General features: G+C 44.7%; 21 protein-coding genes. 19 read left to right on the forward strand and 2 right to left on the reverse strand.

Annotated features, from left to right (window positions below; translation table 11 throughout):
• Positions 1 to 78: 78 nt before the first annotated feature.
• Complete coding sequence (nrfA, locus tag FIV04_RS05955) at positions 79 to 1,509, reverse strand: ammonia-forming nitrite reductase cytochrome c552 subunit (RefSeq protein ID WP_152468535.1); 1,431 nt, start codon at positions 1,507 to 1,509, stop codon at positions 79 to 81.
• A gap of 481 nt (positions 1,510 to 1,990) precedes the next feature.
• Here nrfA and nrfB point away from each other — a divergent pair, with 481 nt between their 5' ends.
• The 15 genes from nrfB (at position 1,991) to FIV04_RS06025 (ending at position 16,774) form a co-directional block, all read left to right on the forward strand.
• Positions 1,991 to 2,575 carry a cytochrome c nitrite reductase pentaheme subunit gene (nrfB, locus tag FIV04_RS05960; RefSeq protein ID WP_152468536.1) on the forward strand — a complete coding sequence of 195 codons (585 nt, stop codon included), beginning with the start codon at positions 1,991 to 1,993 and terminating at the stop codon, positions 2,573 to 2,575.
• Positions 2,576 to 2,578: 3 nt separating this feature from the next.
• The gene (gene nrfC / locus FIV04_RS05965) at positions 2,579 to 3,265 is read left to right on the forward strand and encodes a cytochrome c nitrite reductase Fe-S protein (protein WP_152468537.1); all 687 of its coding nucleotides are present in this window, start codon (positions 2,579 to 2,581) and stop codon (positions 3,263 to 3,265) included.
• 2 nt (positions 3,266 to 3,267) lie between these two features.
• The gene (nrfD, locus tag FIV04_RS05970; RefSeq protein ID WP_152468538.1) at positions 3,268 to 4,242 is read left to right on the forward strand and encodes a cytochrome c nitrite reductase subunit NrfD; all 975 of its coding nucleotides are present in this window, start codon (positions 3,268 to 3,270) and stop codon (positions 4,240 to 4,242) included.
• A gap of 55 nt (positions 4,243 to 4,297) precedes the next feature.
• Entirely contained in the window at positions 4,298 to 6,229 is a 1,932-nt protein-coding gene (locus FIV04_RS05975) for a heme lyase CcmF/NrfE family subunit (protein ID WP_152468539.1), read from the forward strand.
• Positions 6,210 to 6,779, forward strand: coding sequence for a DsbE family thiol:disulfide interchange protein (locus tag FIV04_RS05980; protein WP_152468540.1), 570 nt, complete (start codon positions 6,210 to 6,212; stop codon positions 6,777 to 6,779). The genes FIV04_RS05975 and FIV04_RS05980 overlap by 20 nt, the downstream gene beginning before the upstream one ends.
• Entirely contained in the window at positions 6,776 to 7,210 is a 435-nt protein-coding gene (gene nrfF, locus FIV04_RS05985; RefSeq protein WP_152468541.1) for a heme lyase NrfEFG subunit NrfF, read from the forward strand. The genes FIV04_RS05980 and nrfF overlap by 4 nt, the downstream gene beginning before the upstream one ends.
• Before the next feature lie 90 nt (positions 7,211 to 7,300).
• The gene (locus tag FIV04_RS26890; protein WP_032549272.1) at positions 7,301 to 7,477 is read left to right on the forward strand and encodes a hypothetical protein; all 177 of its coding nucleotides are present in this window, start codon (positions 7,301 to 7,303) and stop codon (positions 7,475 to 7,477) included.
• 227 nt (positions 7,478 to 7,704) lie between these two features.
• Positions 7,705 to 8,304: a GTP cyclohydrolase II gene (ribA, locus tag FIV04_RS05990; protein WP_150894993.1), complete on the forward strand. Its 600-nt coding sequence runs from the start codon at positions 7,705 to 7,707 to the stop codon at positions 8,302 to 8,304.
• A 172-nt stretch (positions 8,305 to 8,476) separates the two neighbouring features.
• Positions 8,477 to 9,736, forward strand: coding sequence for an imelysin family protein (locus FIV04_RS05995; protein ID WP_152468542.1), 1,260 nt, complete (start codon positions 8,477 to 8,479; stop codon positions 9,734 to 9,736).
• A gap of 226 nt (positions 9,737 to 9,962) precedes the next feature.
• Positions 9,963 to 11,351, forward strand: coding sequence for a di-heme oxidoredictase family protein (locus FIV04_RS06000; RefSeq protein WP_152468543.1), 1,389 nt, complete (start codon positions 9,963 to 9,965; stop codon positions 11,349 to 11,351).
• 145 nt (positions 11,352 to 11,496) lie between these two features.
• Positions 11,497 to 12,555 (forward strand): imelysin family protein, encoded by a 1,059-nt coding sequence (locus FIV04_RS06005; RefSeq protein ID WP_152469538.1) that lies wholly within the window; start codon positions 11,497 to 11,499, stop codon positions 12,553 to 12,555.
• Positions 12,545 to 13,633 carry a DUF1513 domain-containing protein gene (locus tag FIV04_RS06010; protein WP_152469537.1) on the forward strand — a complete coding sequence of 363 codons (1,089 nt, stop codon included), beginning with the start codon at positions 12,545 to 12,547 and terminating at the stop codon, positions 13,631 to 13,633. The genes FIV04_RS06005 and FIV04_RS06010 overlap by 11 nt, the downstream gene beginning before the upstream one ends.
• 82 nt (positions 13,634 to 13,715) lie before the next feature.
• On the forward strand, positions 13,716 to 15,260 hold the full coding sequence (locus tag FIV04_RS06015; protein WP_152468544.1) for a murein L,D-transpeptidase: 1,545 nt from the start codon (positions 13,716 to 13,718) through the stop codon (positions 15,258 to 15,260).
• 173 nt (positions 15,261 to 15,433) lie between these two features.
• Entirely contained in the window at positions 15,434 to 15,982 is a 549-nt protein-coding gene (locus FIV04_RS06020) for a YcbK family protein (protein ID WP_152468545.1), read from the forward strand.
• A 138-nt stretch (positions 15,983 to 16,120) separates the two neighbouring features.
• Positions 16,121 to 16,774: an MBL fold metallo-hydrolase gene (locus FIV04_RS06025; RefSeq protein WP_032549265.1), complete on the forward strand. Its 654-nt coding sequence runs from the start codon at positions 16,121 to 16,123 to the stop codon at positions 16,772 to 16,774.
• Positions 16,775 to 16,827: 53 nt separating this feature from the next.
• On the opposite strand, the gene FIV04_RS06030 is transcribed toward FIV04_RS06025, so the two are convergent.
• Positions 16,828 to 17,586 carry a DUF2982 domain-containing protein gene (locus FIV04_RS06030; RefSeq protein WP_152468546.1) on the reverse strand — a complete coding sequence of 253 codons (759 nt, stop codon included), beginning with the start codon at positions 17,584 to 17,586 and terminating at the stop codon, positions 16,828 to 16,830.
• Between the two features lie 221 nt (positions 17,587 to 17,807).
• On the opposite strand from FIV04_RS06030, the gene FIV04_RS06035 reads away from it, so the two are divergent.
• From FIV04_RS06035 to FIV04_RS06050, 4 genes are all read left to right on the forward strand, one after another.
• A complete protein-coding gene (locus FIV04_RS06035) occupies positions 17,808 to 18,200 on the forward strand; it encodes a hypothetical protein (protein ID WP_032549263.1) in 393 nt (130 codons plus the stop codon).
• A gap of 454 nt (positions 18,201 to 18,654) precedes the next feature.
• The gene (locus tag FIV04_RS06040) at positions 18,655 to 19,749 is read left to right on the forward strand and encodes a TRAP transporter substrate-binding protein (protein ID WP_032549262.1); all 1,095 of its coding nucleotides are present in this window, start codon (positions 18,655 to 18,657) and stop codon (positions 19,747 to 19,749) included.
• Between the two features lie 182 nt (positions 19,750 to 19,931).
• On the forward strand, positions 19,932 to 20,465 hold the full coding sequence (locus tag FIV04_RS06045; protein ID WP_032549261.1) for a TRAP transporter small permease subunit: 534 nt from the start codon (positions 19,932 to 19,934) through the stop codon (positions 20,463 to 20,465).
• A 10-nt stretch (positions 20,466 to 20,475) separates the two neighbouring features.
• On the forward strand, positions 20,476 to 21,759 hold the full coding sequence (locus FIV04_RS06050; protein ID WP_032549260.1) for a TRAP transporter large permease subunit: 1,284 nt from the start codon (positions 20,476 to 20,478) through the stop codon (positions 21,757 to 21,759).
• The last annotated feature ends 48 nt before the right edge of the window (positions 21,760 to 21,807 follow it).

Raw genomic sequence — 21,807 nt, forward strand, 5'->3', positions numbered from 1 at the left:
GTTAAAAAGCAGCCTTTGATCATAGTGAGTATGGATACTCACGGTTTTGGCTGAAATTACCGCCCTTGGCTGTCACGATTAATAGTCGTAATTCGCTTCGCGTTTTTCAGCCGCTTCATCCCATTTTGGAACGACAGTATCTAAGAAGTGCTTCTTATCAGCATTCATTTTATCCATATCCATGCCTAGCGCTTTCTGTGCAGCCGCTTTGGTTGAGATATCTGGGATCTCGATAGGATCTGTGATTCCTTTTTTCGCTAGTAGGCGAACCAGCTTGGTACGTGCATCCGCTGCTCTATCAACCGCGGTGCCTAGCACTTCTAGTGCAACTTCAGGAGCGTGCATATGTACACCGTGAGAGGCAATCGCATAGTCCCAGCGCCATTGTGCATGACGAATATCTTGTAGAATAGGTTGCATTTCATCTTCAGTCGCACCAGCATCCCAGGCTACGCCTGCTTCAAAGTGTGCTGCCACAATCTGTTTCTCTGCGGTTAGCTTCATGTTAAGCACTTGCGCTTTACGGCTAGAAACGATGTTCTGCATGGTCTCTTTGCTTTGTGTATGACAGTTTGCACAAGTGTCTTCGAAGCGGTCGAATGGGTTTCCGACTTTATGATCGGTATACACAGTTCCATCTTCCTTAGTCACTTTAGGCATGTGGCAGTCGACACAAACCACTTTGTTCTTACCATGGATGCCTTCACGCCATGTTTCATAGCCAGGGTGCTGTGCTTTCAACATTGGCGCCTTGGAGACTTTGTGTGTCCAGTCTTTGAAGTTAAGTGCATCGTAGTAGCGTTCCATATCTTCCACGGTCGTACCTTGATCCCATGGGAACTTAACGCTTTTGTTTGGACCGGTGAAGTAGTATTCAACGTGGCACTGCGCACAAACAGAAGCCTGTTGATCGAGGCGGCTCTGCTCATCAAACTTTTTACCAATCGCTTCGAATGCACGCTCAACGTATGGTCGAGTCACTTTCAAAGCGGGTTCGCCGTTTTTAAAACCATCACTTTGTGTATCATGACAGTCCGAGCAGCCAATTGGGTTGACGATCTCTTCGCCTAGGCGTGCCCATTTGCCTTCGAAGTAACCATCTTCGCCACGCTCTTCGATAACACGAGCTACATCTGGGCTCTTACAGCTCCAACACGCCATTGGCATAGGGCCAGATCCTTCGTCCATTGGTGCGCCCGTACGAAGTGTTTGTCTCACGTCGTCAAGTGCATAGAAGTGACCTCTGGCCTTGTTATAGTCTTTTGCAAAACCATAACCCGCCCACATGATCACCATATTAGGGTCTTCATGTAGCGCGTCTTCAATGTGCTCACTCTCTGACGTTTGTCTCCAAGAATGATATTGGTCGGGGTGGTTCTGCTCGAATTGGTCGTTACGAGGGTCACCAATTGTTTTTTGTTCTGACGCAGCGAAGCTAGCTGCACTTACTAATGAAGTGCTGACCAGCAATAAGGCTGTGACGGAATTACGTATCCAGTGCTTTTTCACAGTGATATCTCCAATATACTGATTTTTATACCAAGCGTTGTGAGTTTGCTATTTCAAATTAAGAATTGGAGAATTCCTGTTTATATTAATTCATAAACAAACACATTTTGTTACGTGTTGAAGCATTGTTGTTTTAGATCAATTATCACTAGTGATATAAATCACGCTAGTTCAACAATAACCCTAAAGGGGTAGGCTAGGGTGTTTTGAGTGATTAATCATAAGAATTATTCTCATTAAAGAACAATAACTTAACCCTATAACCACAATTGAAATGTGGTGACTGTGCTCACATAATCATCAATGCAAATTTCAACTTAACCCATTAGAGGTATATCCTTATTAATAGAAAGCGTTGTGGCTTTTCCAAAATAAGAATTGATATCATTTAGACGGTAATAGTGCTGTTTAAGGATACTTTTGTTTAATCGGATTTTTATTTAGTTGAGAGTTAAATAAATCCGATATAAGGAAAGGAAAAATGGGCAATATAAAATTGGCCATAGTCATAATGCTTAAATCCCTTCTAGCATTCTGCCTCTATGGTTATTCCATTCATGCTGTTGCCGAATCCGTTGAAATAATGCCAACGGAATCAAATAGGCATGCAGTCGAATTAATTCGCGATAAAGATTATAAGTGCGTTCAATGTCATAAAGATTCCAAAGAAACATTATTGGGTTCACATGGTATAGATGCACATAATATTGTTGGACGAGAAATTAACTGTACAGATTGTCACAGTAATATAAGTCCAGATCACCGAGAAGGGGCACCAGAGGTGATCAAATATCGATCCGCACAATCGCAAAAAGGAACAAATAAGGTATTTTTGGATCCTCAAAAGATCTTACAGGCAAATAGTGGATGTACAGATTGTCATAAACCAGAATATTTACAAGAAGATAACTGGACACATGACGTTCACGCTAAAAACCTAACTTGTTCAAATTGTCACGATGTACACGCTAATAAATCTAAGGTTCTGAGTTTAGATAAGAAAGCAACGATCAAACTGTGTGTTGATTGTCACTCAGACTTTAACCAGAAGAAAGAGGAGGAGTAATCTATGAGCTGCTCTAGAAGAAACTTTTTAACTGGTGCCGGTGCAGTGATTGTGACAACCGGGATCGCTGGCACATCGGTTGTTACTAGCAGAAAAACACTGGCTAGCGTACAGACTGATGGCACTAAGCGCTATGGAATGATCCACGATGAAACCGCATGTATCGGTTGTACAGCCTGTACAGAAGCGTGTCGGGAAGTGAATAAGGTCCCTGAAGGCGTTTCAAGGTTGGAAATTGTGCGCAGCGAGCCACAAGGTGAATACCCTGATGTCGATTATCGCTTTACACGAAACTCCTGCCAACACTGCGACAACGCACCATGTGTCATGGTGTGCCCAACAGGTGCAGCATATAAAGATGAGAAGACTGGCATTGTCGACGTACACAAAGAGAAGTGTGTTGGTTGTGGTTATTGTCTACTGGCTTGCCCTTATCAAGTACGCTTTTTCAATCCAAAAGACGGTTCGGCCGACAAGTGTAATTTCTGTCGCGATACGAACTTAGCACAAGGAAAACTGCCTGCTTGCGTGGAGTCTTGTCCAACAACAGCACTGATATTCGGCGATCTTAATGATCCAAACAGTAAGATCAATCAAGTGCTGAAATCCGAAGTGGTTTACCGAGATAAAGTGCATTTAGGTACGCAGCCTAAGCTTTACAAAGTACCACATCAGAAAGGGGAGATTTGATTATGGGTGCATGGGATACAGCTTTCCAATCTGGAACCGTGGTATGGGATTGGATTATCGCTATCTACTTGTTTTTAGCAGGTATGTCAGCGGGTGCAGTGATGATCTCTATCTACCTCAAGAGGAAGGTTATCGAAGGTGATGCGTCGAAGAATGGAGTGTTAAAGGCAACGGCTTTTCTCGCGCCATTTGGCATCATTTCGGGTTTGCTTATTTTGGTGTTTCACCTTACGAAACCACTCTCTTTCTGGAAGATCATGATCTTCTATAACCCAACGTCAGTGATGTCGATGGGCGTGATCCTATTCCAAGTCTACATGGCGATCTTATTCGTGTGGATCGGAATCATCTTTAGGGATCAGATCACACTGTTTTTGAGTGAGCAGAGCTGGCTTAAAGGGCGCTTAGATTTTGTTGGGAAACTCATTGGCAAACTGGAACCTCTTGAAAACGCAACAGAAATCTTTTTGGCAGTGCTAGCACTCTTGCTTGCGGCATATACCGGTTTCCTACTATCAGCACTAAACACATTCCCAATGTTGAACAACCCAGTATTACCAATACTGTTCTTGTTCTCTAGCTTATCTTCGGGTGCCGCAGCCTGCATTTTGTTTGGGGTTCTGGTGTTTAAAGAGTCTCCTCAAGGCCCGAGTATCTCTTGGATCCATGGCTTCGAACGTCCAGTGGTGATGTTTGAACTGTTCGTTCTCGTGACCTTCTTCACTGGTTTGATCTTCGCTGGTGGTCAAAGCGAGCAAGCGGCGTGGAATGCAATTGGTAGTGGGTTCTGGGCGAGTTGGTTCTGGTATGGCGTGATTGGTATCGGCATGGTTTTACCTTTGCTGCTTAATGCTTTTACCCCTAAAGCGGTTCGTCATACTGGAGTCTACATTTTTGCTGTGACTTGCTTGAGTTTGGCGGGCGTTTTAATGCTCCGTACCTTTGTACTTTATGCTGGTCAATTAACTCTAGCGTAAGCGTGGGTTATGTTTGTTCTATCCGGCCCCTTCGTTGGGGCCATATCGAGGTGATATGCTAGGTTCTTTAGGGCTATTCAATCTCATTGGCGTCGCAATTCTCAGCAGTCTGGTGAGTATTGTTTATTTGGCTGGCTGGTATGCTCAGTCAAAGCGCTACTCAGCCTTCATTGGCAGTGCGACTCAAGCGGCTTCTCTTCTATCGATTGCTGCTGTGAGTATCCTCGCTTTGGCTTTCTATCAAGACGACTTTTCGATTCTCTACGTCGCTGAGCATTCAAATACCCAACTTCCAAGCGCCTTTAAAATAGCAGCCGTATGGGCAGGACATGAAGGCTCGTTGCTGTTCTGGGTGCTTACCTTAAGCTGCTGGGCGGGGCTTATTGCAAGACAAAACCACTACCGAGCGGACTATCGCAATGCGGTACTTGGGATAATGAACCTTGTTCTCACGGTGTTCGCTTGGTTTACCTTATTTGCATCCAATCCATTTGAACTTAACTCAGCTTTTGTCACTGAAGGGCGCGATCTTAACCCTATGTTGCAGGATGTTGGGCTGATTTTTCATCCGCCATTACTCTACCTTGGCTATGTCGGTTTTTCTGTTGTTTTGGCGTTTTCAGTTGCGGCCTTGATGGTCAAACCTATTGAATTTGATTGGGTAAGACATTGCCGAACATGGTGCTTAGTGGCTTGGTGCTTCTTAACCGCAGGTATTGCGCTTGGCTCTTGGTGGGCTTATTACGAGCTTGGTTGGGGCGGCTGGTGGTTCTGGGATCCGGTTGAAAACGCGAGCTTGTTGCCTTGGCTAACTGCAACGGCGCTACTGCATATTTTGGGTGTTGCCAATGGGAAGAAACAGTTATTGAAGTGGTCTTTCAGTTTAGCTTTTATCACGTTTAGTTTAAGTATCTTAGGCACTTTCATTGTTCGCTCTGGAGTACTGACTTCAGTACATGCGTTTGCGGTTGATCCAACCAAAGGGATGTCATTACTACTGATCCTAGTTTTGGTATTACTGAGCTCTTTCTCCCTGTTAATCATCAAAGGGGAGCAATTCGAATCGCAAGCGATTGTTGGTTTTAAAAGCAAAGGCTTTATGGTGTTGATCGCCGCACTGATGTTGATATTGGCGATGTCGATTGTTTTGTTTGGTACTTTCTACCCGATGGTTTTCGAATTGTTAGGCCTCGGGACTATTTCTGTTGGCGCGCCGTATTTCAATCTGTTGATTGCGCCGTTAGGGCTATTGGCTCTTGTGATGATGGGTATCGCACCACTAATGGTGTGTAAACCACAGTGCTCGCTCAAGTTAGCGATACTGTTGGCGGTGGTTTCCATGGTTAGTGGCTCGCTTCTATACGTACCACAAGTGTTAATTAGTGACTTGTACTCAATCTCATGGATGGTATTGGTTACTTGGTGCTTAGCGTGTTGGGTCGTTTTTACCCATGGCTATGGCCTTTGGCGCGTGCGTAACACGCGTTATCAGCGTAAGTTATTTGGGATGTCGATAGCACATCTTGGTGTGGCTGTTCTCGCGGTAGGGGCTGGGATGAACAGCTTTCACTCTTTCGAATCGAGCTACCGTTTGGCACCGCAGAGCCAAGTTGAATTTATGGACTGGACGTTGGCCTATCAAGAGACAGAGCTCTATGTAGGAAATAACTACACTGCAGAGAGAGGCGTTATTGAGGTCTCAAATGAAGCGCATCGTTTCGTTATCGCACCCGAACGTCGCCATTACCCTGTACGGGTGATGAATATGAGTGAACCGGCGATGAAGTGGTTCTGGCATGGCGACATCTATATCACAATGGGAGAGAAGGTCGATCGCCAAGGTTATGCATTTAGAGTGCAGTACAAAGCGTATGTGCGCTGGATTTGGTTGGGGGCGTTATTCATGATGTCAGGAGGTTTAGTGTTAGTCGTGCAAAGGTATCAGCGACCAATCAAGGAGACAGGTTATGAAATTCAATGTTCGTAATAAAATAGTGATGCTGTTTGCCATTACTGCTGTAGTGATGGTCGTCTTTGGTTTGGCTTTGGGTAAAAAACAACAAGTCAGTGTCACTGAGCAACATACGAGAGATTTCCCTGAGTTTTCGCTTGCGAGTCTATCTATGTCTGTAGGAAGTGCGGTAGCGGGAAATGCCCCTGTTACTTTGACGAGAGAAGATGTGACTGCACACCCTTACCAATTAGTGAATGTGTGGGCTTCGTGGTGCGGAATATGTAAGCAAGAACATCCAGTCTTATTAAAGCTTGCGGATAATGATGTACCTATCATTGGTTTGAACTACCGTGACACGGCCGCAGCGGCGATTAAGGCGCTTCAAACTTCCGGTAATCCGTACCATCAAGTGATAAGCGACCCGAATGGTCAATTGGCGTTGGACCTAGGTGTTATTGGTACGCCTGAGACATACTTAGTTGACCAGCAAGGGAGAGTGGTTAAAAAGCTAGTGGGTGCAATGACACAACAAGTGTGGCAAGAGGAGTTTGCTGACTATTTTAAGAATAAGGTAACACTATGAATCACTTAGTCTTAGTATTGTGTTTTTTAAGCGTCCTGGTTACCAGCCCATCGTTAAAAGCTGATGAAGTGTTTGTCTCTAACAACAAACAGGTAGCGGTAGAAGTGGAACTATTTGAGTTCGATAATTTAGCACAACAACAACAGGCAATATCATTAGCGAAAACATTACGTTGCCCCCAATGTCAAAACCAAAATTTAATTGAGTCAAATTCGCCAATAGCAAAAGATTTACGACTTCATGTATTTAAAATGGTTAAGTCTGGAAAAACCGATACACAAATCATTGAATATATGACTGAGCGTTATGGTGAATTTGTTCTTTATAAACCCGCGTTCAAAATGACAAATGGATTACTTTGGCTATTTCCAATTCTCTTATTAGTGCTATTTATATATTTACTAATTAAAAGTGTTAAGGGGAGTCCATAAAAAATTAAATTAATTGTTTACCTCAAGATCGGTATTTTGTAACATATCCCACTCGTATATGACTTAGCACTCTAATATAAGGACGTATTGGTGGAAAACAGAATCTCAAATCTAAAAAAAGAGTTTTATAGCCATGTCCAATCTGAGCAATGGGCAGATAAGTACAGTGCTAAGTCAACAGTCTCTCTTCTGACGCAAGAAGAGCTGGCAGAGTTGGAAAATGCCTGGATTCAACTCGTGATCTGGAAGCAGAAGCAGGTCGGCTAAGTTAAGCTAACTGTCTAATTTTTAACCCTATGTCAACCTGGTTGGCGTGGGGTTTTTTAATGCTGTTAACAAAAAATGTTATATTATAACATTTTGTTGGTTCAGAGCCTTGAAAAAAGTGATCAACAGCGCCATAGTGTCTATCATTAGATTGTTCGCTACAAAATTATTACTTAAATGAATAACGTAGCGCTGTTAAATACAACGAATAGCAAGTGAGTGTAGATATGGCGGAAGTTCGTGCCAGAGTAGATTTTAAAGTAGGGGCCAGCAGCAACATCGATGCTGAGCTTCTTTCATTCCACGGCTTAAAAACAGATAAAGAACACGTTGCTGTGATTTTCAAAGCAGCAGACAAAACACAGGATATCCCTCTAGTTCGTATGCACTCTGAGTGTTTGACTGGGGATGTGTTCCATTCGTCACGTTGTGATTGTGGCGAACAATTAGATGAGACGATTCGTCGCATGGGTGAATCAGGCGGTATCATTCTTTACCTTCGTCAAGAGGGCCGCGGTATCGGTCTTTACAATAAGATTGACGCATACCGTTTGCAAAGCGAAGGTATGAACACTTATGAAGCGAATAACCACTTAGGATTTGGTGATGACTTACGTGATTTCACTGAGGCCGCAGAGATGTTGCGCGCGCTAGATGTGACCAAAATCCGTTTAGTTACCAACAACCCTAAGAAAATCAAAGAGCTGAAGTCTTACGGTATCGAGATTGAAGAAGTTGTAAATACGGCTGCACACATCAAGTCGGGTAATGAGAGTTATCTGAAAGCAAAAGTGTCTCACGGTAAGCACAACTTAACCATCGAGTAACTTAGCGTGCTTGACCTAACATAAAATGAACTAAAAACCTCACATTTGTGAGGTTTTTTTGTATGAGCCTTGCAAATAAATTGTAACTTTGTATTATTCGAACAAGTAGTGCAAATGATAATGGTTTGCACTATTAATATATATAATAAATCAAGCTCAACAAGGATGCTTCATGACCATTAAATCTTTAGTGACTAAAGCGGTTACTTCGTCACTCATTTTTGCTTCTGCTTCATCTTTTGCGGCAGTGACCCAAGATCAAGTTGTCGAGCACTACGCTGACATCGCTCACGCGGTATTTGCTGACTCTGTGATCACAGCGAAAGCTCTTAACTCTTCTATCGACACATTTTTAGCTTCGCCGTCTGCGAGCAACTTTGAACAAGTAAAACAAGCTTGGTTAGAGTCTCGTGTTCCTTACCAACAGTCTGAAGTGTTCCGTTTTGGTAACGCTGTAGTTGATGACTGGGAAGGTCAACTAAACGCATGGCCACTAGATGAAGGTCTAATCGATTACGTTTCAACTAACTACCAATACGAACTAGGTAACGAAGGCGCGAGTGCAAACATCGTTGCAAACGAAACTTTCCAAATTGGTCAAACTAAAGTTGACGCATCAAACATCACACCAGAGCTAATCGCTGACCTAAACGAGATCGGTGGTTCTGAAGCGAACGTTGCATCGGGTTACCACGCAATTGAATTCCTACTTTGGGGTCAAGACCTAAACGGCACTAACGCTGGTGCTGGTGCGCGTGCATACACAGATTTTGTTGTTGGTGCTGAGTGTACAAACGGCAACTGTGAGCGTCGTGGTGCTTACCTTAAAGCAGCTGCGGAGCTTCTAGTTCAAGATCTAGAGTGGATGGAAAAGCAGTGGTCTGCGGATGAAAAGGGTAACTACCGTCAAGAGCTACTAGCTGAATCTAGCGACAATGGTCTTCGTAAGATGCTATTCGGTATGGGTTCACTATCTCTAGGTGAGCTTGCTGGTGAGCGTATGAAGGTAGCACTAGAAGCTAACTCTACTGAAGATGAGCACGATTGTTTCTCAGACAACACGCACAACTCTCACTACTACAACGAGCAGGGCATCTACAACGTATACACTGGTCTGTACAAGCGTGAAGATGGCACATTGCTTTCTGGTCCAAGCATCTACGACCTTGTTGAGCAAAAAGACAAGCAAGCTGCGAAAGAGATCCAGAAGCAGTTCGATCTAGCACGTGCACAAGTTGGCGAGCTTGTTTCTTCAGCAGAGAAGAACAACGAGTACTTCGATCAGCTGATCGCGGCAGACAATGCAGCGGGTAACGCACTTGTGAACAAAACGATCGTTGCACTAGTTTCTCAAACTGCAGCAATCGAGCGTGCAGCGGGCATCATCGGCATCGATAGCCTGAACCCTGACACAGCTGATCACGAGTTTTAATCTCTTGTGATACCTCGATATTTATAAGGGCTCGTTTGAGCCCTTATTTGTTGAGTCCTTATTTGTTGATAGCTAATAGGTTGTGACTCAAAGAGAAACCCTCACGTCCAACCAGTGATGACTGTTCACCTCGGTCGTCAAAGCCAACCCAATCTAATGAATCTAAGTATTAGCCAATAAAAAGTACAACGAAGCTAAATACTCACTAACTTAGCAAAGGCAATGTATGAAGTCGTATCTTTCCGCCTCGTTTTTAACCGCTCTGTTTTTCGTTTCGCCATTACAAGCCCATGATGTTTATTCAGGCGGTAAGACTACCGTCAAAAAAGAGGGGGCGAATGCATTCTCTCTTCCAGCAGCGAACCTGCCTATGACCAAGCGCCTAGATTTCAGCGTAGGTAACAGCTTCTTTAGAAATCCTTGGGTGCCTGCGCCGGCATCGACAGATGCTCGTGATGGCTTAGGTCCACTATTTAATACTAACGGTTGTCAAAACTGTCACATCAAAGATGGACGTGGACACGCGCCTGAAAAAGGTGATGAGAACGCCGTTTCAATGTTGGTTCGTCTCAGCATCCCTGCAGAAACGCCAGAGCAGAAAACCGCTTTTATTCGTGATGGTGTCATTCCAGAGCCGACGTATGGTGGCCAACTCCAAGATTTTGCGATTCAAGGTGTTAAGCCTGAAGGCAAGGTCAACATCTCCTATACCGATGTGCCTGTAACTTTTGCAGATGGCACTGTTGTAACACTTCGCAAGCCAACACTGACAATCTCTGACTTAGCATTTGGTGAGATGCATCCGAAAACACAGTTCTCTGCACGTGTCGCGCCACCGATGATTGGTCTTGGTCTATTAGAAAGTATCCCAGAAGAGACCATTCTAGGTTTTGCTGAGCAACAACAGAAAGAGAACAAGGGAGTGTCTGGTAAAGCGAACCAAGTGCTTGATGTACGCACTAACGAGATGACGCTCGGTCGCTTCGGTTGGAAAGCAGGACAGCCAAATCTCATGCAGCAAAATGCCGCGGCGTTTAATGGTGACTTAGGTCTAACAAGTAACCTGTTTCCAAATGAAAACTGCACCTCGGCTCAATCAACGTGTACTGATTTCCCTGATGGCGGTAAGCCGGAAGTGAGTGACAACATTCTCGACTTTGTAGAGTTCTATTCTCAACACTTAGCGGTACCAATTCGCCGAAATGTTGAAGATCCACAAGTAGTTAAGGGACAGGCACTGTTTGTGCAATCTGGCTGTCAAAGCTGTCACCAAACAAATATCCGTACCATGGAACGAGAAGGACTACCTGCATTGTCGAAGCAACTGATTAGCCCTTATACCGATATGCTTTTACACGATATGGGTGAAGGCTTGGCAGATAATCGACCTGAGTACCTAGCGAATGGTCGTGAATGGAGAACGACACCACTTTGGGGCTTAGGCTACACGCAAGAAGTTAACGGCCATACGTTCCTATTGCACGATGGTCGAGCTCGTAACGTGATGGAAGCAGTATTGTGGCACGGTGGCGAAGCCGAGCAGGCTAAACAGAACGTGCTTAAATTGAATAAGTCTGAACGTGACGCACTTATTACGTTCTTAAACTCGTTATAATCGACGTTTAGGCTCTATATCTTTATCGGAAATTCACAATGTTCAATATGCATTGTGAGTTTCCTTTGCTTTGCGCGAAGTAAACCAATAATCAAACGCGCAACAATGCTCAACATTAGGTAATAACATGAAAAATAAGCAATTCATGAAAAACAAATTGTGGGCTCTTCCGCTTTCAGCTCTGGTTGTGGCGGGGTGTCAGTCTTCGGGGGAATCTAACGTTTCACAAGAAGCAAATCTTGGTTACTCTGCCGATACGACTCAACACTTGAGCACAAATGTTTATCTGACTGAATTCAATTCAGCGGTAAATTTTGCGAAACAAGCGTCCGAGCTAGAAGCGGCGGTTGAATCTTATTGCCAAAGCGATGCAGTGACATTAGATCAGCTAAAATCGGAATGGCAACAAACAATGACTGCTTGGATGGCGTTGCAAGGGCAGGAGCGTGGCCCTGCAAAAGCGCTTGAAGAGAGCTGGAATGTACAGTTTTGGCCGGATAAAAAGAACACCATTGGGCTGAAAATGAGCCAGCTTAACCAGCAAAACAAGCGTTGGACACAGCAAGATATCGCGCTCCAAAGCGTGACAGTCCAAGGCCTAGGTGCACTTGAGTGGTCTTTCTATGATAAAGCTTCTCCACTATTAGCTGACAAGGCGTCTGGCTGTCAGAGCGTTGCTGCGATTGCACAAAACCTAGCGGTGAAATCTTCTGCTATTGCATCGGCTTGGCAGGTTAACCCGTGGACGTCTCTTGATGAGAAGCAATGGGAATCAGAGTACATTGCACTCATGACGAATCAACTCGACTACAGCATGAAGAAGTTGAGTCGTCCACTCGCTAAAATCGGTAAGCCACGACCATACTTCTCTGAGTCATGGCGCGCGCAAACTTCATTGGCTCAACTAAAAGCGAATGTTGTTGCATTAGAAGCGCTCTATTTGGCAGATGGCAAAGGGTTAGATGCAATCCTACGAGAGCAGGGACATCAAGACCTTGCGGACCGTGTTTTCGCCCAGTTTGAACAAACCATAGAAACTTGGCCAGAGCAAGAGAGCTTGTTTGAGTTGTTGCAAAGCAAAGAAGGCTATCGTCTTGTGTTGTCTCAATATAACAAACTAGAACAGCTGAAATACCTGATTCACGAAGAAGTGGCAATCGAGCTTGGTGTGGTAATAGGGTTTAATGCAACTGATGGTGACTGATTCTACACGTAGAAACCTGTTGAAGGCGGCACTAGGTTGTGCCGCTGTTCCAGTACTGCCGTTTGGTTGCGCTTCCAATCAATCGAATCAAGTAACCGACGGTTCGCCTAAACTGATTGGTTGTGCACTGAATGGCAGAGATCGCTTCTCAGCGGTGGTTGCCGATCAATTCGGTCAACCAATTAGCCAGTTGCCGATCCCAGAGCGCGGGCACGGCGTTGCAATAAGTCCAAAGCAAAATCACGCCGTTGTATTTGCGCGTCGTCCGGGTAACTTCTTTATCGTATTTGATTACATGACTGGGCAACAGCTCAAAATGATGGTCAAAGGCAACAATCGCCACTTCTATGGGCACGGAGTTTACTCACTGGATGGTCGTTACCTATATGCGACTGAAGGTAAGAGTGACACCAGTGAAGGGGTGATTGGCGTTTACGATGTAGAGCAAAACTACGCCAAAGTTGAAGAGTTTAGTGGTTTTGGCATTGGCCCTCATGAAGTGATCATCATGCCTAGTGGTGATCTGGCTATTGGGGTTGGTGGAGTTCACACTGATGGCCGCACACCGAAAAACCTCGATACGATGAAACCAAGCCTGACTTATCTCTCTGCTACGGGGCAGATTCTCGACCAGGTTGGATTGCCAGATAAGAAGTTGAGCATTCGACATCTAGCGCATGATGGCGCAGAGACGGTTCTATGCGGACAGCAATATCGCGGTGAACCGGATGAATACCCATCTCTGCTGGCGATGCACACTAAAGGTGGAGAGTTTGTCAGTTTGAATGCTGAGCCAGAGCAGTGGTCTAGATTCAATCACTACATTGCGAGTATTGCGGCATCTGATGAATGGATACTAGCGACGTCTCCGCGAGGTAATTGCTACGGAATTTGGTCGAAAGAGACACGCGAACTTGTCGAGCTCTCGTATCTTGCTGATGCTTCTGGTGTGGTACTACTTGCAGATGAATTTCGACTAAGTTCAGGTGCTGGTGGTGTGATCAGTCAGTCTCGACCACACGATAAATCGACACTTCAATCGGGTATTCAATGGGATAACCACTGGAGTGCAACTTGATGCGTAAAGATCTTTAAAAAATAACATGCTTGCTCCATTTCTTTGCCATACTTAAAAGATGATTTGGCATCAGGAGCATCGCATGTTAGTGAAGTATATTTTCGCCATATTACTGGTGGTCTCCACACATTCGTGGGGCTCCGCCAGTCATCAGATCAGACAGGATATTAAGCCTGGATCTGACCTGTCATTTTCGCTCTTGTACCCAGAATTAACGCAGCGTGTTTACCATGATGCGTCTTACCCAGTGGTTTGGGAGTCCTCTGCAGCGTTTAAAGCCTTTGAATTTCAATTGTCGCTTATCGACAAGGCGCAGTTTGCTCCTCTTTTCAGTGAGCAATTTAATCAAATCGAACAGTACAAAGCGTCGGGTGAATGGGACAAAGTCGATATCCTCACCACGGACGCGTTCCTGCACTATTTAAGTTATGTTGAGAACGCTCCACTGATTGGTAAAGAGTGGTATTTCTCAGAGAAATTGCAAGATAGGCTACCTGAACCCGCTCCAGAAACCGTAGAACGCTTACAAGACAGTATCGATAACGGTTATCTGTTGGAGTTAGTCCTCTCTTATGCGCCACCTGTGGGTAATTTCGATCAGTTTAAAGAGTCTTACGCCGTACTCTCTCAAGCGATGGACGAGACTTTCCCTCGCTATGACCAACTTGGCCTAAAACGTTTGAAAGACGAGATGACACAAAAGCCAATTTTATTAGAGAGAATGGCTTTAGTGGGTGTCGATATCTCTCACGTTGACCCAAATATCCCGATTTTCGATCTTGAGTTGGAGATCGCTGTTAAATCCTTCCAGAAGATCCACGGAATAAAATCTGACGGGATCATTGGCCCCGATACGATGAAGTGGATCAACATGCCATTTGACGATCGTTTACGAGCGATTGCGTTGAATGCGGAGCGTGCGCGTCTGTGGCCGAAAGACAAAGATTCTCTGATTGTGGTTAACGTGCCTAGCTTTGAAATGAAGTATTGGGAGGGCGGCAAAGAGGTCTTTGAATCAAAAGTTGTAGTCGGCAGAAAGTCTCGTAAAACGCCACTACTGGAAATCAATTTAGACTCGGTGATTCTCAATCCGACTTGGAATGTGCCTTGGAAGATCATGGTAAAAGATATCTTGCCGAAGGTACGTGCCGACGAGAGTTACCTAACTAGCAATAATTTCCGAGTGATTGATGGCTGGAGAACGATGGAAACCATAGATCCTGAGCTCATCGATTGGCAGAGCATTAATTTTAACTCATTCCCGTATCGTATGAGACAAGAGGCGGGTTCGCGTAACGCATTGGGATTATATAAGTTCAATACGCCAAATAATCGCGCCATCTATTTGCACGACACACCGAGTAAAGGTTTATTCAATGACGACTTCCGTGCTTATAGTTCTGGGTGTATTCGTGTAGAGCATGCTGAAGAGCTGGCAGAGTTGTTGTTTGCAACTAAAGTTAGAAAGGCACCACAACAAGATGGTTCGCTAGGCCCGAACACCAAAGTGAGGCTCAAAAAGCGAATCCCGGTGCATATTATTTATCAAACCGTTCTGTTTGAAGAGGAAGGGATCCAGTATCGCGGTGATGTCTACCAGTACGATAAGGAAGGCGGAGAAGGGTGATCTTGACCAAAATTTACAAACAAAACTTTATTGATGAATTTGTAATGCCTATCAATAACTAAGAGTTTTAAGGCATCAAAAATAGCGTCTTTGAGCAAATTTTGCTCATTGACGTCGCAATACCCATTATGTATCGTGCGTTTTTTGTTCGATTTAATGGGATTTTTTGCTGTATGTCTCAAAATGTATTCTCTCGCCGTCAGTTTCTCACTATTGCTGGTGGCTCTGTGGTCGCGGCTTCACTCACACCTTCAATTGCTTTTGCTTCGTACCCAGACCAACCTAGAGTCATTAGCATGAATAATCTTCATACCGGTGAACGATTGGAAAGCTGCTACTTCGATGGTAAGAATTACGTGGGTGATGAAATGGCGCGCTTGAGCAAGTTGTGTCGCGATTTCCGTCGTAATGAAATTTACCCAATGGACAAGAATCTCTTTGACCAAATTACTCAGATCCAAAATATCCTTGGTATTCAAAAAGAAGTACAGATCATCTCTGGTTATCGCTCTCCAGCGACTAACGAAGCGCTTCGCTCAAACTCAAGTGGTGTGGCGAAAAAGAGCTACCACATGTTAGGTAAAGCGATCGATTTCCGTATCGATGGCGTAAACCTAAAAGAGCTGCGTGACGTTGCGAAAAGTTTGAAAGCGGGTGGTGTAGGTTATTATGCTCGTAGCAATTTCATTCACATTGATACAGGTCCTGTGCGCAGCTGGTAAGTAGACCTGGGCTAGATGCGTTTTGTTGTACCAAGTTCAAAACTTGTCAAAATAGACATCCAATGTCATAGTTTGCGCCAGATTATGTAATGGAACGCTAAATTAGCCATTATCAAGTTTGCTTTCTAAGGTTTGTATATGTCTCTTAAGTATCAAGTTGTACCGGTTACCTCTTTCTCTCAAAACTGTTCGATTGTGTGGTGTGATGAAACCATGGAAGGCATTGTTGTTGATCCAGGCGGTGACGTTGCACAGCTAGCAGCAATCATTGAAGAGTTGGGCGTAAAAGTGGTGAATTTGGTGCTTACTCACGGTCACTTGGATCACGTAGGTGGCACAGTTCCACTGGCAGAAATCTTAAATGTTGAGATTGTCGGACCGCACAAAGCGGATAACTTTTGGCTTCAAGGCCTAGAGAATCAAAGCCAAATGTTTGGTTTCCCTCTGTGTAAAGCATTTGAACCTAATGCATGGCTAGATGAAGGGGATAAGGTGACATTTGGTAATCAAGTGATCGACGTTATCCACACGCCAGGTCACACCCCAGGTCACGTTGTGTTATTCAGTGAAGAAGCACGTATGGCGTTTGTTGGTGATGTGCTGTTCAACGGTGCGATTGGTCGTACAGACTTCCCTCAAGGTGACTTCAACACGCTAATCTCGTCTATCAAGACTAAGCTTTGGCCCCTAGGTCGCGATGTGACGTTTGTACCGGGTCATGGTCCTGAATCGACATTTGGTCGTGAGCGTGCATCTAACCCGTTCGTTGCTGATGAAATGCCACTTTACTAAACGAGCGGTATAACTTACTTCCTATTTAAATAAACAGCTCGCTTAAGAGCTGTTTATTGTTCACGTTCCGCCGCTGCAAGGTAACGTCGAGCAAGCCCTACAAATTCCTCCCCACTCATTTTTAAGTCATTGGTCGATATAAAGATATCGTAGCCATGATACCCACGCTGATAACGCATCCGGTTAGCCAGCATCGCTTGTAAACCTGAATATTGCCAGCGTCTGTCTTTCTCTTTGGTTAGGGCTTGTGCCTTTGAGGCATTAAGCGCGTCTTGGTCGATAAAAATATTGCTGTTATCGTCGCTAAAACGCATCTTGCCGTTGAATTGTGATGAGTCCAAAACGATGTCTTCAAACTTAGATTCATGCCCCGCCTGCTTAGCGCCAAGGTAGAGTAGTGCTCGTTGGTTTAGTAGCAGTTCAGTTGTGATTTTCGGACAGATGGAATCAAGGTAAGGGGCGTAATCTCGAATTTTGATACCAATCCAAGGAAGAGGTTGATGCCATCCATCTTGTTGATAGGTGCATAGGCCAATCTTTTCTATGTTTGACCATTTCAATACCCAGCCACCTTTATAGAAGTGTTGCTGAAAATGGGTCGGAGTAAGTGTAAACAGGACTCTGCTACGCAGCATCAAGTAGTAGCCAGCGACAAGTAAAACAATAACCAAAAAAGAGCCAACAAAAAGTAGGCGGGGCGCGTCATAATAGAGAGCAACTAACAAGCAAACGAAGCCTAAGATCACAGCGACATAACGATATGCACTTTTGAATTTAGGTAGTGAAAAGTTTGCAATATGACGTGTTTCCATAGGGTTCACCAAGTTTCATATTTTGGGTCTGGATGGATAACCAGTAGATATGACCTCAAATTAATAATGCCCTGTCTAAATAATAGACGTTGATAGACAATATCGTTATTTTTCGTCGACTTTCGACGCTCCACTCTACAAATAGCTCCCGTTTTTTGGTATAAATCGCGCTTCAAATTTTCACCACTGCGAGTTAGAGCAGTGAACTGGAGAAATATTCAATGAGACTTGCTCATAAGCGTAAGGTGCAGGCGAAGCTGCAAAAGCGCATTAAAGCGGCTGTAGCAAAAGTAGAAGCAACGCCAAAAACAGCAAAGCCTGTCGCAGAGAAAGTTGTAGCAGAAAAAACTGTAGCAGCAAAACCAGCGGTAGAGAAAACAGTAGCAGCACCAAAAGCGGCGTCTGTATCACTGACTCCTAAACAGCAACAAGTTCTAGACATCGTTGCTAGCAATGCCGACGGCATCAACCCTAAAGGTATCGGCCTAGCGGCTGGTCAAGAAGATGCGAAAGCTGGTTCATGGGCAACAGGCGCATTGAAAAAACTTCTTGAAGAAAACCTAGTAGCGAAAGAACAGCTTGCAGGTAACAAGGTTGTCTACAAAGCTATCTAATTCCTTTGGAATTAATTCGCTTTCTAAGTTTTAAGCCTCGATCTTATCGAGGCTTTTTTACATCTAGCGCCTGCCAAACTCTCTACTGCTCCTGAGCACATCCAACTTACAAAGACTTTTTCAATATTTTATAAGTGCTTATGTTCATAATCATTTGGCACTCTACACGACGTCTGTCACGTTCTCGTAAAATGTTGTTAACTTTAGCCGTAGATTACTACGTACGAACTTTTCTTTGCGATCTCCCGCTTATCGCTTCTCTATCTCTTTAATTTTCGTTGTTTGGGTAAAAGTCCTACGTACTAATACTTAGTTCTTTGGTCTAATACTGAATTTATTGGCTGCGTAGCCTGCGTGCTCATTCCCATTTCTTATTAACAGATGTCGATGCATTCTTTGGTTGAATCATAAAGTGCTCATAGAAAGAGTATTGAACCCAACAAAGGACGTGAACATGAGTCTTATTTCTAACTCCCTCACTCGAGTGTTTAAAAACGTAGCGGTTACCGCGACAGCTTGTTTAGCAATGGTTGCTACAGGCGCGACAGCTGCTGACAAAGTCTATCGTTTGAAACTGGCGGAAACTTGGGGGCCAAACTTCCCAATTTTCGGTGACACCACTAAGAACATGGCCAAGATGGCTGAAGAGATGTCGAACGGTCGTCTACAAATTCGTATCGACTCTGCGAATAAACACAAAGCGCCGCTAGGTGTATTCGATATGGTGAAATCTGGTCAGTACGATATGGGTCACTCTGCATCGTATTACTGGAAGGGTAAGGTGCCAAACACGCTTTACTTCACTTCGATGCCTTTCGGTATGCTACCAACAGAGCAGTACGCTTGGTTCTACTACGGTGGCGGTATGGAGCTGATGGAGAAGGTTTACTCTCCACATAACCTACTTTCGTTCCCAGGTGGTAACACAGATACTCAGATGGGTGGTTGGTTCCAGAAAGAGATCAACTCAGTAGAAGATCTACAAGGTCTTAAAATGCGTATCCCAGGCTTCGCTGGTGAAATCTTGGCAGAGCTAGGTGCTAAGCCTACAAACATCGCACCGGGCGAGCTATACACGTCTCTAGAGCGTCGTACGATTGATGCATTGGAGTGGGTAGGTCCATCTCTTGATTTACGTATGGGCTTCCACAAAATCGCACCTTACTACTACACAGGTTGGCATGAGCCAGGTACAGAGCTTCAGTTCCTAATCAACAAGCGTACTTGGAACAAGCTACCAGATGACCTGAAAGCGATCCTACAAGTAGCGATGAAGACTGCTGCTTACGACATGTACACGCAATCTAAGCACGAAAGTGGTAAGAACTGGGCTTCAATCCAGTCTGAGTACCCAAATGTTCAGGTAAAAGACTTCCCAGTTGAAGTAATGACTGCACTTCGTGAAGCGAATGACCGCCTATTGAAAGAGCATGCTGACAAAGACGCAACAGCGAAAGAGATTCAAGCTTCGCAAGCGGCTTACATCGAGCAAGTTCGTCCATGGTCAAACATCTCACACCGTGCTTACCTAAACAGCCAAGCACAATAATTGGTTTGCGCATTAAAGCGTAACCCCAAAAAATCGGTAGCTCGGGCGAGTCTTGAGCTACCGAGAAGCCCAAGAAAACCTCTTTGCAGTTTCACCTTAAATAATAACGAAACGCTAAGAGCCCCTAATACAGCTCCGCTGTTGCATTGAGCGGAGCCATTTCAAATTCCATGGAGTAGGGAATGAGAAGTCTAATTTATATCGAACGAGCCTTTAATCGTTTTGGTGATTTCCTTGGCTGGTTATCCAGCATCCTGTTCATCTTGTTGCTTGCCAACGTGGTGTATGACGTTGTGATGCGTTATGTATTTAACGACGTGTCGATTGCGTTTCAGGAGATGGAATGGCACCTATTCTCGGCCGTATTCCTACTTGGTGTTCCTTATGCCATTAAAGCGGGTGGCCACGTACGTGTTGACCTGTTCTATGAGCGCCTTTCCAATCGCGCTCAAGCCATCATCGATTTACTAGGGACAATATTCTTTCTGTTCCCGTTCTGTTTGTTGGTAGCTTGGTACGGTATTGATTTTGCCAAAGAGAGTTACTCACTAGGTGAAACATCGGGAGATCCAGGCGGCTTGCCGTATCGCTGGATCATTAAAGCGATGATCCCATTGTCATTCCTATTTATGGCAATCAGTGGTGTTGGCCTGATGCTGCACTCACTGAACAAGATATTTAACCCACACCTGATTCAGTCACACGAGCAAAAGTAAGGAGACAAAAATGATCGGTATTGTAATGTTTTTTGTAGCCTTGTTTGCGTTGCTACTTGGCTTCCCGGTTGCGTTCACCTTTGGTGGTATCGCGTTGATTTTTGGTGTGTGGGCCGAAGGTATGGATATGTTTGCCTTCATGCCTTATCGAATCCAGTCCATCATGGAAAACACGGTGTTGATGGCGGTGCCACTGTTCGTGTTCATGGGCTTGGTTCTACAGAAGACTCGTCTTGCTGAGCAGTTGCTTGAGTCCATGGGTAAGCTGTTTGGTGGTGTACGAGGCGGTATCGCTATCTCGACAGTTTTGGTAGGCGCACTACTTGCTGCCTCGACAGGTGTAGTAGGGGCTTCAGTGGTAGCAATGGGGCTTATTTCACTCCCTGTTATGCTTAAGTACAACTACGACAAAGGGTTAGCGTGTGGCACCATCTGTGCTTCAGGTACTCTAGGGCAGATCATCCCACCTTCTATCGTACTTATTCTGCTCGGTGATGTGCTTGGTGTACCTGTTGGTGACCTTTTCCAAGCGGCAGTATGGCCGGGTTTGGTATTGGTTGGTGCTTATGTGCTGTACATCCTTATCTACGCAAAAATGAACCCTGAAGCGGCGCAAGCGATCCCAAGTGACGACAACATCAGCCGTAAGCAAGAAGTTATCACTGCTTTGAAAGCTGTGATTCCGCCTTTAGCTCTGATTGTTGTGGTATTGGGCTCAATCTTTGCCGGTGTTGCGACGCCAACGGAATCAGCCGCTCTTGGTGGTGCTGGTGCTATCGTATTAGCGCTACTTTACCGTCAGTTTAGCTGGACAATGGTATACGAAGCGTCAAAAGAGACAGTGAAAGTGACAGCAATGGTATTTGCTATCTTGCTGGGTGCAACAGCCTTCTCTATGGCGTTTACCTACACTGGTGGTGACTACCTAGTTGAAGAGTGGATGCTACAAATCCCGGGTGAGAAATGGGGCTTCCTGATCATCACGATGTTGGTTATTTTGATTCTTGGTTTCTTCATCGACTTTGTTGAAATCTGTTTTATCATTGTACCAATCATTGCACCGGTTGCTGAGATCATGGGCATCAACATGACATGGTTTGCAATCTTGATCGCAATGAACCTACAAACCTCTTTCTTAACACCACCATTCGGATTTAGCCTGTTCTACCTGAAAGGTGTGGCGCCAAAAGGTGTGACGACTCGTGATATTTACCGTGGTGTAATGCCGTTTATCGGGATTCAGATACTGGTGCTCGCATCGCTATTGGTATTCCCTGAATTCTACGGAATGTGATCGCCTGATTACATAAAATTAACAAGTCTTGATAAAGTAAAGCTGCTC

The organism is Vibrio sp. THAF190c (genome assembly GCF_009363355.1).
GTDB classification, from domain to species: domain Bacteria; phylum Pseudomonadota; class Gammaproteobacteria; order Enterobacterales; family Vibrionaceae; genus Vibrio; species Vibrio fortis_A.